This window comes from Kitasatospora sp. NPDC094016, from assembly GCF_040304045.1.
GTDB lineage: Bacteria > Actinomycetota > Actinomycetes > Streptomycetales > Streptomycetaceae > Kitasatospora.
In genome coordinates, this window is the sequence record NZ_JBEOUK010000010.1 from 120,415 (window position 1) to 133,336 (window position 12,922).

The 12,922-nt window shown below is 72.4% G+C and carries 13 protein-coding genes and 1 tRNA gene; 8 read left to right on the forward strand and 6 right to left on the reverse strand.

Features of this window, described 5'->3' with window-relative positions:
* The first annotated feature begins 52 nt into the window (after nucleotides 1-52).
* Nucleotides 53-706: a TetR/AcrR family transcriptional regulator gene (locus ABT015_RS12740; protein WP_350878880.1), complete on the forward strand. Its 654-nt coding sequence runs from the start codon at nucleotides 53-55 to the stop codon at nucleotides 704-706.
* Nucleotides 707-765: 59 nt separating this feature from the next.
* On the opposite strand, the gene ABT015_RS12745 is transcribed toward ABT015_RS12740, so the two are convergent.
* From ABT015_RS12745 to ABT015_RS12755, 3 genes are read right to left on the reverse strand one after another with little or no spacing between them, the layout of a single operon-like run.
* Nucleotides 766-2,223: an MFS transporter gene (locus ABT015_RS12745; protein ID WP_350878881.1), complete on the reverse strand. Its 1,458-nt coding sequence runs from the start codon at nucleotides 2,221-2,223 to the stop codon at nucleotides 766-768.
* Nucleotides 2,220-3,062, reverse strand: coding sequence for a glycerophosphodiester phosphodiesterase family protein (locus tag ABT015_RS12750; RefSeq protein WP_350878883.1), 843 nt, complete (start codon nucleotides 3,060-3,062; stop codon nucleotides 2,220-2,222). Before ABT015_RS12750 ends, ABT015_RS12745 begins: the two co-directional genes overlap by 4 nt.
* 48 nt (nucleotides 3,063-3,110) lie before the next feature.
* Complete coding sequence (locus ABT015_RS12755) at nucleotides 3,111-3,470, reverse strand: hypothetical protein (RefSeq protein WP_350878884.1); 360 nt, start codon at nucleotides 3,468-3,470, stop codon at nucleotides 3,111-3,113.
* A 161-nt stretch (nucleotides 3,471-3,631) separates the two neighbouring features.
* Here ABT015_RS12755 and ABT015_RS12760 point away from each other — a divergent pair, with 161 nt between their 5' ends.
* Both ABT015_RS12760 and ABT015_RS12765 read left to right on the forward strand, forming a co-directional pair.
* Nucleotides 3,632-4,186, forward strand: a complete 555-nt coding sequence (locus tag ABT015_RS12760) for a hypothetical protein (RefSeq protein WP_350878885.1) — start codon at nucleotides 3,632-3,634, stop codon at nucleotides 4,184-4,186.
* A gap of 162 nt (nucleotides 4,187-4,348) precedes the next feature.
* A complete protein-coding gene (locus ABT015_RS12765) occupies nucleotides 4,349-5,035 on the forward strand; it encodes an esterase/lipase family protein (RefSeq protein ID WP_350878886.1) in 687 nt (228 codons plus the stop codon).
* Between the two features lie 202 nt (nucleotides 5,036-5,237).
* On the opposite strand, the gene ABT015_RS12770 is transcribed toward ABT015_RS12765, so the two are convergent.
* Nucleotides 5,238-5,308: transfer RNA gene (locus ABT015_RS12770), tRNA-Cys, on the reverse strand.
* Nucleotides 5,309-5,502: 194 nt separating this feature from the next.
* Between ABT015_RS12770 and ABT015_RS12775 the strand changes: the two genes are divergently transcribed.
* Nucleotides 5,503-6,315, forward strand: a complete 813-nt coding sequence (locus ABT015_RS12775; RefSeq protein ID WP_350878887.1) for a hypothetical protein — start codon at nucleotides 5,503-5,505, stop codon at nucleotides 6,313-6,315.
* A gap of 107 nt (nucleotides 6,316-6,422) precedes the next feature.
* On the opposite strand, the gene ABT015_RS12780 is transcribed toward ABT015_RS12775, so the two are convergent.
* Nucleotides 6,423-7,082: a polysaccharide deacetylase family protein gene (locus tag ABT015_RS12780; protein ID WP_350878888.1), complete on the reverse strand. Its 660-nt coding sequence runs from the start codon at nucleotides 7,080-7,082 to the stop codon at nucleotides 6,423-6,425.
* A gap of 670 nt (nucleotides 7,083-7,752) precedes the next feature.
* On the opposite strand from ABT015_RS12780, the gene ABT015_RS12785 reads away from it, so the two are divergent.
* The 4 genes from ABT015_RS12785 to ABT015_RS12800 all read left to right on the forward strand — a co-directional run bounded on the left by ABT015_RS12785 (nucleotide 7,753) and on the right by ABT015_RS12800 (nucleotide 12,418).
* Nucleotides 7,753-8,748 (forward strand): hypothetical protein, encoded by a 996-nt coding sequence (locus ABT015_RS12785; RefSeq protein ID WP_350878889.1) that lies wholly within the window; start codon nucleotides 7,753-7,755, stop codon nucleotides 8,746-8,748.
* 341 nt (nucleotides 8,749-9,089) lie between these two features.
* Nucleotides 9,090-10,217: an acyl-CoA desaturase gene (locus ABT015_RS12790; protein WP_350878890.1), complete on the forward strand. Its 1,128-nt coding sequence runs from the start codon at nucleotides 9,090-9,092 to the stop codon at nucleotides 10,215-10,217.
* Between the two features lie 8 nt (nucleotides 10,218-10,225).
* Complete coding sequence (locus ABT015_RS12795; protein WP_502897300.1) at nucleotides 10,226-11,452, forward strand: glycosyltransferase family 4 protein; 1,227 nt, start codon at nucleotides 10,226-10,228, stop codon at nucleotides 11,450-11,452.
* 51 nt (nucleotides 11,453-11,503) lie between these two features.
* Nucleotides 11,504-12,418 (forward strand): alpha/beta fold hydrolase, encoded by a 915-nt coding sequence (locus ABT015_RS12800; protein ID WP_350878891.1) that lies wholly within the window; start codon nucleotides 11,504-11,506, stop codon nucleotides 12,416-12,418.
* Here ABT015_RS12800 and ABT015_RS12805 read toward each other — a convergent pair.
* Nucleotides 12,363-12,863 (reverse strand): carboxymuconolactone decarboxylase family protein, encoded by a 501-nt coding sequence (locus tag ABT015_RS12805; protein ID WP_350878892.1) that lies wholly within the window; start codon nucleotides 12,861-12,863, stop codon nucleotides 12,363-12,365. The genes ABT015_RS12800 and ABT015_RS12805 overlap by 56 nt on opposite strands.
* Nucleotides 12,864-12,922 lie beyond the last annotated feature (59 nt).

Here is a 12,922-nt window from a genome sequence, read left to right on the forward strand (position 1 = left end):
CAGCAGCACTTGATGGTATGTTTGTACCATAAAAACGTCTGGAAGGAACCCGATGCCGAAGCTGGTGGATCACGAGGAGCGGCGGGCCCACATCATCGACGCCCTGCTGCGCACGGCGGCGGACACCGGGCTGCACGCCGTCACCATGCGGTCCGTCGCGATCGAGGCGGGTGTCTCGGTGCGGCTCGTGCAGTACTACTTCGACACCAAGGAGCAGTTGCTGCTCGCGGCGCTCACCCGCCTGGCCGCGCGGATGGGCGAACGGATCCAGGCACGGGTCCAAGGACGGATCCAGGAACGGGTCCAGGTACGGGCCCGGGACCGCGCCGGGGCGTCCGGGCCCTCGGCGTCACCGCGCGACATCGTCGAGGCGGTCCTGCTGGAGTCCGTGCCGACGGACGAGGAGAGCCGGACCTTCCACCTCGTCTACACCGAGTACGCGGTGCTCTCCATCACCGACCCCGCACTCGCCGGGCAGTCGTTCCTCGCGGCGCCCGACGAGATGGAGGACTTCCTGGTCGGCCAGTTGACCGCCGCCCGGCAGGCCGGGGACACCGATCCGCGCATGGACGCCCGCCAGGAGGCCGTCGTCCTCCTGGCGGCCTCCGCCGGCCTGGGCCTGAGCGTCCTCCTCGGCCAGCGGACGGCGGACGACGCGGTGGCGGTCCTGCACTACCACCTCGGCCGGCTCTTCACCGGCTCGTAAGCCCTCGACGACGGCGGCGGAAGCAGCCGCCAGCCGTGGGCGCGGCCGGGCCGGGGGCGTCAGAGCCGTTCGGGAACAGGATTGCCGACGGCCTCGATGGCGCGGCGGACGGGGACCTTCAGCAGGAGGACGAAGCCGATGAGGAAGAAGACCAGCAGGGAGATGATCGCCGAGCGGTAGCTGCCGGTGATCTGGTAGGCGAGGCCGAAGACCAGCGGGCCCATCCAACTGGTGCCGCGGTCACTGACCTTGTAGACGCTGAAGTACTCGGCTTCCCGGCCCGCCGGGATGAGGTGGGAGAACAGCGAGCGCGAGAGCGCCTGGCTGCCGCCGAGCACCAGGCCGATCATGCAGGCCAGGGCGAAGAACCAGACGGGCTGGTGGGCGGGCATCAGGTACCCGAGGGCGAGGGTGGCCACCCAGCCGACCAGGGATCCGAGGACGGTCCGCTTGGCGCCGTAGCGGCGGGCGATCCGGCCGAGGAGCAGCGCGCCGCCGATCGCCACGATCTGGACGAGGAGCACGGCGGCGACCAACGAGGTCTGGTCCATGCCGAGTTCCTCGCTGCCGTAGAGCGAGGCCTGGGAGACGACGGTCTGGATGCCGTCGTTGTAGCAGAGGAAGGCGCCCAGGTAGAGCAGCGTGAGCGGGTACTGGCGCATCCCGCGCAGGGTGCGGGCGAGTTCGCGCAGGCTGCCGGCGGCGGGCCGGTCCGGCGTGGCGGCGGGCTGGTCCTGCGCACCCGGGGTACGACCGGACACGACCGGGGTGCGGTCGGGGGCCGCGCCCGCCCGGGAGGGCAGCCGCAGCATCGGGACGATCGTGAACAGCGCCCACCACAGGCCGGCCGAGGCCAGGCAGATCCGCACGGCGGTGCCGGAGGACAGGCCGAGCGCGTCGTGGCCCTGGAACAGCGCCAGGTTGGCGATCAGCAGCAGTCCGCCGCCCGCGTAGCCGTAGGCCCAGCCCTTGGAGGAGACCGCGTCGCGCTCGTCGGGGGTGGCCAGGCCGGGGAGGTAGGCGTAGGAGAGGGCGACCGACACCGCGTACGCGATGTTGGCGACCACCAGCAGTGCGCCGCCGAGGAGGTAGCGGTCGCCGTCGAGGAGGAACATCCCCATCGTGGCGACCGCGCCGACGTAGGCGAAGCCGCACATCAGCTCCTTGTGCCGCCCGGTGCGGTCCGCGACCGTGCCGGTCAGCAGCATCGCCGCGACCGAGAGCAGCACGGAGAAGGAGACCGTGTACGGGAAGAACGATCCGGCGCGCACCGACAGTCCGAACGGGTGCACGTCGCCGGCCGCGTCGGCGGCGTTCTTGGCGACGGTCGTCAGGTACGGCCCGAGGAACACCGTCAGGACGGTGGCCGAGAAGGCGGCGTTGGCCCAGTCGTTGATGTACCAGCCGAACCGTATCCGGCGCAGGGCGCTGTCGTCGGCGGCCGCCTCGCGCTCCGGCGGGCCGTCCGGCAGATCGTCCGGGAGGCGGTCCGGCAGATTGTCCGTGGTGCTCGTCATGGGGATCCCGTCACCGTGCTGGAGCCGGTGCTGCCGTCACTCCAGCAGCCGCGCTCGCCGAGGACGTCCCGCAGGACGTCTATGCGATCGGCCATGATGCCATCCACACCGAGGCCGAGGAGAGCCCTGATCCGTGTGGGATCGTCCACAGTCCAGACGTGAACCTGGAGGCCGAGGCGGTGGGCGGCGCGTACGAAGGCCCGGTCGACCACCCGGACGCCCCGGTGCCGCTCGGGCACCTGCGCGCACACCCCGGCGAACGGCGCCCCGGACCCCGCCCCTGCGGACAGCGACCCGGACCGCGCCCCACGCCCCCGCAGCAGCGGCCCGACCAGCGAACGCAGCCGCAGCCGGGCCACCTCGCGCGGGCCGAGCGAGGTGGCCAGCCGGGGGCCCGCGGCGGCGCGGACGGCGGCGAGGCGGCTGTCGGAGAAACCGCCGACGCAGACCCGGTCCCAGGCGCCGGTCCGGCGGATCGTCTCGACCAGCGGCCCGACGGCGGCCGCCGCCTTGACGTCGACGTTGAAGCGGGCCCGGGGGAACGCGTCGAGCAGGTCCTCCAGCAGCGGCACTGGCTCGGTGCCGCCGATCCGGGCCTGCCTGACGGTGTCCCAGGGGAGATCGGCCACCGCCCCGGTGCGGTCGGTGACCCGGTCGAGGCGGGTGTCGTGAAAGGCCACCAGCACGCCGTCGCGGGTGGCGTGAACGTCCGTTTCGAGGTAGCGGTACCCGAGGGCGACGGCGGCCGCGAAGGCGGCGAGCGAGTTCTCGGGGTGGCCGAGGTCACCGCCCCGGTGCGCGAAGGCGAGCGGCCCGGGGTGGTCGAGGAAGGGGTGCATGTGGTGCTCCGAGCTGCTGGGATGCGCGTTACAGTATTACGCACCCTGTCAAGCAGTAACGCCGGTACCGCCGGTAACGCCAGTAGTCCCATCAGTGCCATCAGCACCAGCAGTACCGCTACCGCCCGGATCGTCGACGTGGCGCAGATCGTAGAGGTACGACTTGCCGGCCTTCCAACTGCGCCAGGGGCCGAGCGGAGGGAGCGGCTCATGGTCGTCCGTCCGCCCCGCCAGCGGCCCGGAGTTGGCGGCCCCGTCGGCGCCGACGGTGCACCAGCCCCGCTCCGGCAGCCACCGGCACCACACCTCCAGGTCCACCCGCCTGTACGACGGCCTGCCGTTGAACACGCCGTCCGCGTGGAAGTGGTACACCAGACCGTCCAGGCGGCGAACGAACTCGATCGACACGACGGCTCCCCCCGTCAGACACCAAGAACGGCCAGGCTACGCCGCGAGCCCGGCGGAGGCGGCGAAAGTGCGTTGCACCGCCGCCGACCTGCCACCTAGGCTCACGCCCATCGACGTGTAGCTCAGCAGGAGAGCACCGGGCTCTGGACCCGGAGGGCGCAGTGGCGGCGGCGCTGGCCGTAGGCCTCCTGACCGCGCTGGTGGTGGCCGCCGTGACCGGCGCCGGCGCCCCGCCGCGGCACCGGATCGCGCTGCAGGACCGGATCGGGGACCAGGTCCATCTCCCGGACGACGGTTCGGTCCAGACGGCACGCGCCGGCCACCAGCAGCGGATCAGGGCGCTGAGCCCGTACCGGGAGCTGGCGGTGGGCGGTTACGGCACGACCGGATCGTCCAAGACCACGCTGCTGGTCGGCCTGACCGGGGCCTTCGCGGAGCCCCAGCGGGAACTGGACAAGTACTTCGGACGGCTGGCGGCCTCGGACGTGTTCAACGACACGGTGACGGAACGCCAGGACTATCCGACAGGGCCCCTCGGCGGCGCGTTCGAGTGTGCGGTGCTCACCTATCCGTCCACGTCCGAGACCACCTGCGTGTGGGCGGACGGCAGCACGGTCGGCATCGTCGTCGACAGCACCGGCGAGAGCTCCCCACCGGAACTGGCCGAGCGCGCCCGGGACATCCGCGCGGCCGTCGAGGTCCGGGCCGAGGACTGACCCGCGCCCACAAATCACCCGATCGAGTGAAGGTCGAACGCTCTCCGCCCATTCGGCACCCCGTCACCGATGATGCGCTTGGCGCGACACGGGGGCGCCCGCCATCCTGCGGGCGCCCCCGCGATCCGCGCCGTCCATCCGCCGACGAACCCCGGAGCACCCATGCGTCGCCCCACCACCGCCGCCGCAACCGCCTTGACCGCCGCCATAACCGCGGCCCTGCTGACCGGACCGGGGGCCGCCGTCCCGGCCCACGCGGACACCGCTCACCTCCCCGTCATCCTCATCCACGGCCGCAACGCGGACCCCGGAGTATGGGGCACCCTGATGACCGGCCTCCGCTCGAAGGACGTCCCGGCCTTCGCCTGGAGCTACGACACCTCCCGGTCGACCAACGAGGTCCTGGCCGACGAACTGACCCGGTACGTCGACAACGTGCTGAGCCGGACGGGCGCGGCCGAGGTGAACATCGTCGCCCACAGCCTGGGCAGCCTGCCGAGCCGCTGGTACATCAAGTTCGACGGCGGCAACCAGAAGGTCGCGAACTGGATCTCCCTGGCCGGCCCCAACCACGGCACGTCCCTCGGCTACCTCTGTGCCCTCTGGGACCAGGGCTGCAAGGACATGACGCCCAACTCGTGGGTCATCAGCCACCTCAACCAGGACACCGAGACCCCGGGCCCCACCCGGTACACGACCTTCTGGTCCCCCGAGGACGAGCAGATCTCCCCCACCACCAGCACCAAGCTGAACGGCGCCACCAACATCGAGACGGACGGCCTGAAGCACAACGACTTCCTGACGAACCCCGGCGTCCTCGACAAGGTCACCGCGATCCTGGCCGGCTGACACACGGCCACGCCATCACCCCGGCACCACCGGCCACCCGCCGTGTACGGATCCCCGGCGCGGTGGCCGGTCCTGCCGCAACAACGGCGCGGCAACGGCGCGACAACAGTGCGACAACAGTGCGACGAGCACAGCATGAATCAGCGCGCGAACCCGGACAATCCCTGGGCCAACAATTCGGGCGAAATCACCGAAATGAAAAAGGTGGAGATAGGAATCGAACCCATCTAAACGGCCCTGCAAGCCGTCGCCTCGCCACTCAGCCACTCCACCGCGGCAACGAGGGAAACATTACACGAGCATGAACGGGGATTCCTCGGCGACGCCGAGCTTTCACTCCATAAGACCCTTAATGCGTCTAGTGTTATTTCTCTCGACATGGTGTCGACAGGGTCCGTCGGGCCAGCACGGAAAAGTCGCGGTGCGCTAGCCTGTGCCGATATCTCCGACCCGATGGGATTTCACTGATGGCCGTCGAGGAATCACGGTTCACCCGCACCACGGAGCTGCGCTGCGGAACCGCTGCGAACCGGTGCCAGTACAAGAGCCTCCCCCTGCGCGACCTTCCCCCTCTCGGTGTCGTGCGCCGCGCCCGGATCGTCCGCGAAGGCCTGCGTGAGCGCCGCGCCGCCGTCCCGACGCCCGGCCGGCCCTCCCGCTTCACCGAAGGGGACTGGGTCCGGGTGAAGGACGAGGCCACGGTGCGCGCCACCCTCGACGCCAAGGACCGCCACCGCGGCCTGTGGTTCACCCGCAGCCAGTGGTCGTTCTGCGGCGGCGTGTACCAGGTCGAACGCATCGTGCGCCGCATGATCGACGACCACTACCGGGTGCGGCGCCTGTCCGGCACCGTCGCCCTGGCCGGCGCCACCTGCCACGGCGCCGACGGGGCCCAGGGCTGCGGACTGGACTGCGCCCTGCTGTTCCGCGACGAATGGCTGGAGCCCGCCCCCGCGCCGGTCCCCGCCGCCCGGCCCGCCGCCCTCTGGGCGACCGTGCGCAGCCTCCCGGAGATCCACGCCACCCTCGACCCCGACGGGCGGCTGGACGGCGTCCCCTTCCAGCCGGGCATGGAGCTCCACGCCGACACCCGCCACAGCGCCACCGAACTGCGCCACCGCTCGCTCGCCTGGTGGCAGCACCCCACCAAGGGCCGCTGGTTCATCCTCAACGGCCTGCGCTGCGGCGGCGAACCGCTCGCCACCGGCTGCGACCGCCGCTGCGCCCTGCTGTGGCACGAGTCCTGGCTGCATCTGGAACCCGCCACCACCGCCCACTGACCTTCCGCCACCGCCCTCCGACCGCCGACCTGCCGGGCACCGCACTCCGCGGTGCCCGGCAGGTTTTCGTCACCGGCAGGTCCTCACCGGCAGGTCCTCACCGGCCGTCAGCGCCGCCAGCGGTCACGCACCAGCTTCGCGGCCAGGTGCAGCGGCCCGTCCCGGTCACCGACGTAGCAGCGGGGAAGCGCGTACACCCCGCTGTGGACCCCGGGGCTGACCGCGCACCCGTACCCGTAGCCGGCCTGCGCCACCGCCTCCACCGCGGCGGCGTCGAGCGAACCGTACGGGTAGCAGAACCCTTCGACCGCCTGCCCCGTGAGGTCCTCCAGCACGCGGCGGCTGTCGGCGACCTGGGCCGCCAGCTCCCGCGCACCCAGCCCCGCCAGCCGCCGGTGCGTCAGCCCGTGCGAGCCGATCTCCAGCCCGGCGGCGGCGGCCTCGTGGACCTGGCACGCCGTCATCAGCGGCTTGCGCGGGCCCTGCCGGTCCCAGTCGTTGTACCCGCCCAGCCGGTCGGCCACCACGTAGACCGTCGCCGTGAAGCCGTACTCCGCCAGGGCGGGCATCGCCTCCTCCACGAAGTCGCGGTACCCGTCGTCGAAACTCAGCCCCACCATGCCCGCCGCGGTGCCGCCCCGGTGCGAGCGCATCAGGGCGCCGACCGACACCCCGCGCAGCCCGCGGGCGGACAGCCAGCGCAGCTGGCGGCGAAAGCGCGCGGGGTCGACGGTAATCAGATAGGGATCCTCACTCGTTGACGCCACCGAGTGGTACATCAGCGTCCACGGAAAGCGCCCCGCACCTCCACGGGTCGCTTCTTCCGGACTGTTGCGTGGTCGAATGATTCGCATGTTCTGCTCCAGCTGTCCGGCGGCACCGCCTGTGCAGGTGGCCTTCAGGGAAATTGCATTCTGGCAGCGTCGTACCCGGCTTCCATTCGCGCCAGGCGACTCCGCCCCATTTCACCCGGATGCCAGCCCAGAAGTCGCCGAAGAGTGCCCGGCCCGCACGGCCCGAATACCGGTTCCACCCCGTCCTGAACCGGCCGGCGTTTCAGCCGGCCGCGACGGCGGCCGGTGCCCATGCGGCGGCTCTGGCGGCAGCGAGCGCGGCCCGGACCCGCGCGGCGCCTGCGGAGGCGATTCCCGTCGTGCGGCTGTCGCCCGCAGGGCGGCTGACGGGGCCCGCACACGCGCGGCAGATGCCGGCGTGACCAGCGATTATCCGGATCCGCCCGCTGCTGTGACCGACAGTGCCGCAGGACGTCGGCGGCCGCGCTTCCCACTCATGACTGTTGAACACTTGACAGTCAGATGACTGATGCTGCGTATGCGCCGAGTGGATCACTGTGGTTTCGACGGCCGGAACGCCCATCGCCCCGGCCTCCCGTCCCCACTCCCCCGTCCCCACGGGTTGATCTTCCGAGGAATCCCCATGAACTCCGTACGCACCAGGTGGCGCCTGGCCGCCGTCACCGTGACGACCGCGCTCGCCGTCCTGATGTTCTCGAACTCCTCGGCGTACGCCGTGGCGCCCGGTGAGAGCACCAGGTGGGCCAACGAGATCGAGGACAACGTCCCCGTCGCGGCGAGCGGCATCATGGGCGAGGCACGCGCCGACAACAGTGACCTCATCCAGGTGTGGCGCGGGGCCGACAACGCCAACATGTACCTGTCGCTCGACCACGGGCGGCCGATGACGCTCGCCGGCCAGACCAACGCCAGCCCGCAGGTCGTCTACGTGGGCGGGACGCAGTTCATGCTGTTCCACACCGGCACGAACGGGTTCATCTTCTTCAGCGTCCTCAGGGTGAACGTGGCGAACAACGGCCAGCGGTACCTGCAGATCGGCGACTGGCGCCAGGTCGGGAACGACGCCCGGACGAACGACGGCCGCCCCGTGGCCGCCGTCGCCCTGCCCCACAACAACGTCTACATGGCCTACCACGGTGCCAACAGCAACGAGATCTGGGGCATGACCTTCAACATCCCGGGCAACTACTGGGACGCCCCGCTCCGCACCTTCGGCGCCACCAGCGACTCCTCGCCGTCGCTGGCCTTCAGCCCCAACAACAACCACATCCTGCTGGCCTACCGGGGTACGGACAACCGGGTGAACGTCATTCGCGCGAACTACCAGTCCCAGCAGTGGTACGGGCGTTCGATCCTCGACGGCGTCCTCACCGACTCGCAGCCGGCCATCGGCATCACGCCCAACGGCTGGGGCCAGGTCGCCGTCCGGGAGCAGGGGACGGGCCTGCTGCACATGGAGGACATCTCGGACACCGGCGCGCGCGGCAGCTGGGTGCGCGAGTCCAACAGTTTCACCTCGCCGTACGGGCCGCGGCTCATCATGGACGCCTACCGCGCCTACCTGGTCGCGACGGCCTGGGGCGGGTACGTCTTCTGGAAGCAGTCCCGCCAGTACTGAGGCCCTACCGGGACCTGAGGTCCTACCGGAGCCCGCGGAGTGGGTGGTCGGCCCGGCCGACCACCCACTCCGCTTCCCACTCCCCGGACTCCTCACCAACCACCGGACCGCGCGAACGCCGAACGGGCGAACAGGCGAACGGACGAACGGCGATCGGACGCATGACGGACCATCCCGGCCCGCCGCCACCCGATCGGGCCACCTCCGGCCGCGACACGGCGAAGCGCCGAGACAACGGCGGTTCGGATGCGGAAGGCTGACGCCACCCTGCCCGGGGCCTTGCGGCGCGGCGGGAACGAGCGACCGGAGCGACCGGAGCGACCCGAGACCGGAATGGTGGCATGACCGTCCAGGACACCCCGCCCACCGGGACCACCCGGCGCGGCGACTTCGCCGAGCTGCACCGACGCGTCTCCGACGCCGGTCTGCTGCGCAGGCGTCCCCTGTACTACGCGGGCCGGAGCGCCGCGCTGTTCACCGCCCTCGCGCTGCTCCTGGCCGGGTTCGTCGTGCTCGGCGCGAGCTGGTGGCAGCTGTGCCTCGCGCCCCTGTTCGCCTTCGTCCTCGGCCAGTTGGCGCTGCTGGGGCACGACGTCGCCCACCACGCGGTGTTCGCCGGCCGCCGGGCGACGGACCTGGCGGGCATCGTGCTGGGCAACCTGGTGGTCGGCATGAGCTACGGGTGGTGGGTGGACGACCACAACCGGCACCACGCGCACCCGAACCGCGAGGGCCACGACCCGGCCGCAGACTCCCTCCTCTTCGCCCGGACCACCGAACAGGCATGCCGGACAAGGGGGTTGAGGCGGCTCGCGGCCAGGTACCAGGCGGAGCTGTTCTTCCCGCTGCTGTCCCTCCAGGCGCTCGGGCTGCTCGTCGCCACCTGCGTGACCCTGACCCGCGGCACCGTCCGGTACCCGGCCCTGGAGCGCACGCTCGCCGCGCTGCACTACGCCCTGGCGGTGGCCCTCCTGGCCGTCGTCCTCGCACCGTTCCAGGCGCTGGCCTTCGCCGTGCTGTTCGGGGCGGTCCTCGGCGTGTACCTGGGGTGCATCTTCGCGCCCAACCACAAGGGCATGCCGATGGCCGGCCCGGACGCGGAGCGTGCCGACTTCCTCCGCCGGCAGGTGCTGCCGTCGCGCAACCTGCGGGCCGGCCGGTTCGTCCACTTCCTCTTCGGCGGCCTCGGCTACCAGATCGAGCACCACCTCTTCCCGGCCATGCCGGTGGCGGCGCTGCGCCCCGCCTCGCGCCTCGTGCGCGACTACTGCGAGCAGATCGGCGTGCCGTACAGCGAGGCGAGCCCGGTCGCCTGCTTGCGGGAGATCCTGCGGGACCTGCGGGCCGTCGGCCGCTCGCTCCCCGGCGACCCGGGGCAGTCGACCCCGCCGACCCGGCCGACCGCCCCGGAACCGCAGGCCGCCCCGGCGCCGCAGGCCGCGCCCGAGGCGGGGGCGGCGCTACGGTGAGCGGAGTCCTGTCCGGGCCGGCGGCGCGCACCGCGGACGGCCCGGCCCCCGGCGGCGAACGGCTCCGCGTCCTGATCGTCACCGAGTCCTTCGCCCCGCAGCTCAACGGTGTCGCCCACAGCGTCCTCCGGACCGCCGAACACCTCGTCGCCCGGGGCCACACCCCGGTGGTGGTGGCACCCGCCGTGCGGGCACCGGCCGCGCGAGCCGCGCGACGGTACGCGGGCGACCCGCGCCGCGATCGGGCGTACGGCTACGAGGTGGTCCGCGTCCCGTCGGTGCCACTGCCCGGCTACCCGGAGGTGCGGGTCGCGCTCCCGGGGCGCGGGGTGGCCGACGCCATCGAGCGGCACCGCCCGCACGTGGTCCACCTGGCCAGCCCGTTCGCGCTCGGGGCGGTCGGCGCCGCGGCGGCCGACCGGGCGGGGGTCCCGTCCGTGGCGGTCTACCAGACCGATCTGGCCGCCTACGCCAGGACCTACCTGCCGGCGCTGGGCGCGGCCGGGCCCCGGCTGGCCTGGTGGCGGCTGCGCCGGGTGCACTCCCTGGCCGCGCGGACGCTGGCACCGTCGCGGGCTTCGCTGCGCGCCCTGCTCGCGCACGGCATCCCCCGGGTCCACCTGTGGCCGCGCGGCGTCGACTGCGCACGGTTCCACCCCCGCCACCGTGACGAGACCCTGCGCCGGCGCCTCGGCCGCCCCGGAGACGTCCTGGTCGGGTACGTCGGACGTCTGGCGCCGGAGAAGCACGTCGACCGGCTGGCGGAGGTGTCCCGGATCCCGGGGGTTCGGCTGGTGGTCGTCGGCGACGGCCCGTGCCGAGCCCGGCTGGAGGCCGCACTCCCGGACGCGGTCTTCCTGGGACTCCGGTCCGGGCACGAACTCGCCCGGCTCTACGCCTCGTTCGACGCCTTCGTCCACGCGGGGCCGTTCGAGACCTTCGGCCAGACCCTCCAGGAGGCCATGGCGAGCGGGCTGCCCGTCGTCGCCCCGGCGGCCGGCGGACCGCTCGACCTCGTCCGCCCGGGGCACACCGGGTTCCTCGTCCCACCCGGCGCGGCGGACGGATTCCGGGAGGCCGTCGAACGTCTCGCCCGCAACGACGAACTGCGGGCGGCGTTCGGGCGGGCGGGCCGTGCCGCGGCGACGCGGCGCAGCTGGGAGACGGTCGGCGACCACCTCGTCGAGCACTACCGGCTCGCCCGCACCGGGACGGCCGAGCCCCTGCACCGCTGAGCGGGCCGGCAGGCGATCAACGGCGGCATCACACCCAAGGAACGGACCACCATGCACCACCCCCTCGCCGCCGAGTACGTCCGCAGCCCCGCTCCGGCCGCCGGCACCGCCGTCTTCCTGCACGGACTGGGCGGCTGGACCCACAACTGGGCCCACCTGATCGACCTGCTGCGGACCTCGGCGCACTGCCTGGCCCTCGACCTCCCGGGCTTCGGAAGGTCGGCACCCCCGCCCGACGGCGACGTCACCGTCGAACGCCAGGCCGCGGCCGTCGCCCGCCACCTCGACCGGACCGGACACCACCGCGTGCACCTGGTCGGCAACTCGCTCGGCGGCCTGGTCGCACTGCGCCTCGCCGCCCAACGACCCGACCTGGTCGGCACCTTGACCCTCATCTCACCCGTACTGCCGGCGTTCCCGCCCGCCCCGGCCCTGCGGGTGGCCCTGCTCGGTCTGCCGGGCGCGCCACGGCTGTACTCCCGCCTCCTGGCCGCCCAGAGCCCCGACCGCCAACTGGACGACCTCTACCGCCTGATCTACGCGAACCCCGCCCTCGTCGGCGCCGAACAGCGGTCGGTGGAGGCGCGCGAGCGCCGACGCCGCGCCGAACTGCCGTACACGCAGGACATGCTGGCCGAAGGTGTGCGCTCGGTGGTCCACGCGTTCCTGCGACGGGGCGAGGCCTCCGCCTGGCACCTGGCGCGCCGCGTCACCGCCCCCACCCTGCTCGTCTACGGCCGGGACGACGTCCTCGTCCCCTTCCGTACGGCGCCCCGGGCCTACGCGGCCTTCCGCGACGCCCGCCTCCTCACCCTCCCGGGCGTCGGCCACGTCGCCATGCAGGAACGGCCGGCCCCCGTGGCCACGGCGATCCGCGCCCTGATCACCGAGGCGAGCCCGCGCGGCACCGTCACTGTGCCGGAATCGCGCGCACCGGGTGCTTGCTCAGGATCGACACGCGGTTGAAGGCGTTGATGGCGATCGCCACCCAGATGACCGCCGAGATCTGGTCATCGGTCAGAGCCGCGCGGGCGACGCCGTAGGCGGCCTCCTGCGCGACGGCGTCCGACGGGTCGGTGGTCGCCTCGGCCAGGGCGAGTGCGGCACGCTCCTGCGGCGTGAACAGTTCGGTGTCGCGCCACGCGGGCAGCGTGCCCAGGCGCTGCGCGGTGTCACCGGCCTGAAGAGCGGCCCTGGTGTGCACGTTGAGGCAGTACGCACACCCGTTGATCTGGGACACCCGAAGATTGACCAGCTCCACCAGCCTGCGGTCCAGCCCGGCCTCCGCCGCCCCCACCCCGGCCGCCTCGGCGGTCGCCCGCAACGCCCGGTAGGCCTGGGGGCTCTGCTTGTCGATGAACACCCGCCGGCGCACCGGGGCAGCGGTCACATCGGTGGTCACATCACTCACGGGAACTCCTCTGGCAGATCAGCAGGTCAACGGATCACCGGATCACCGGATCACCGGAT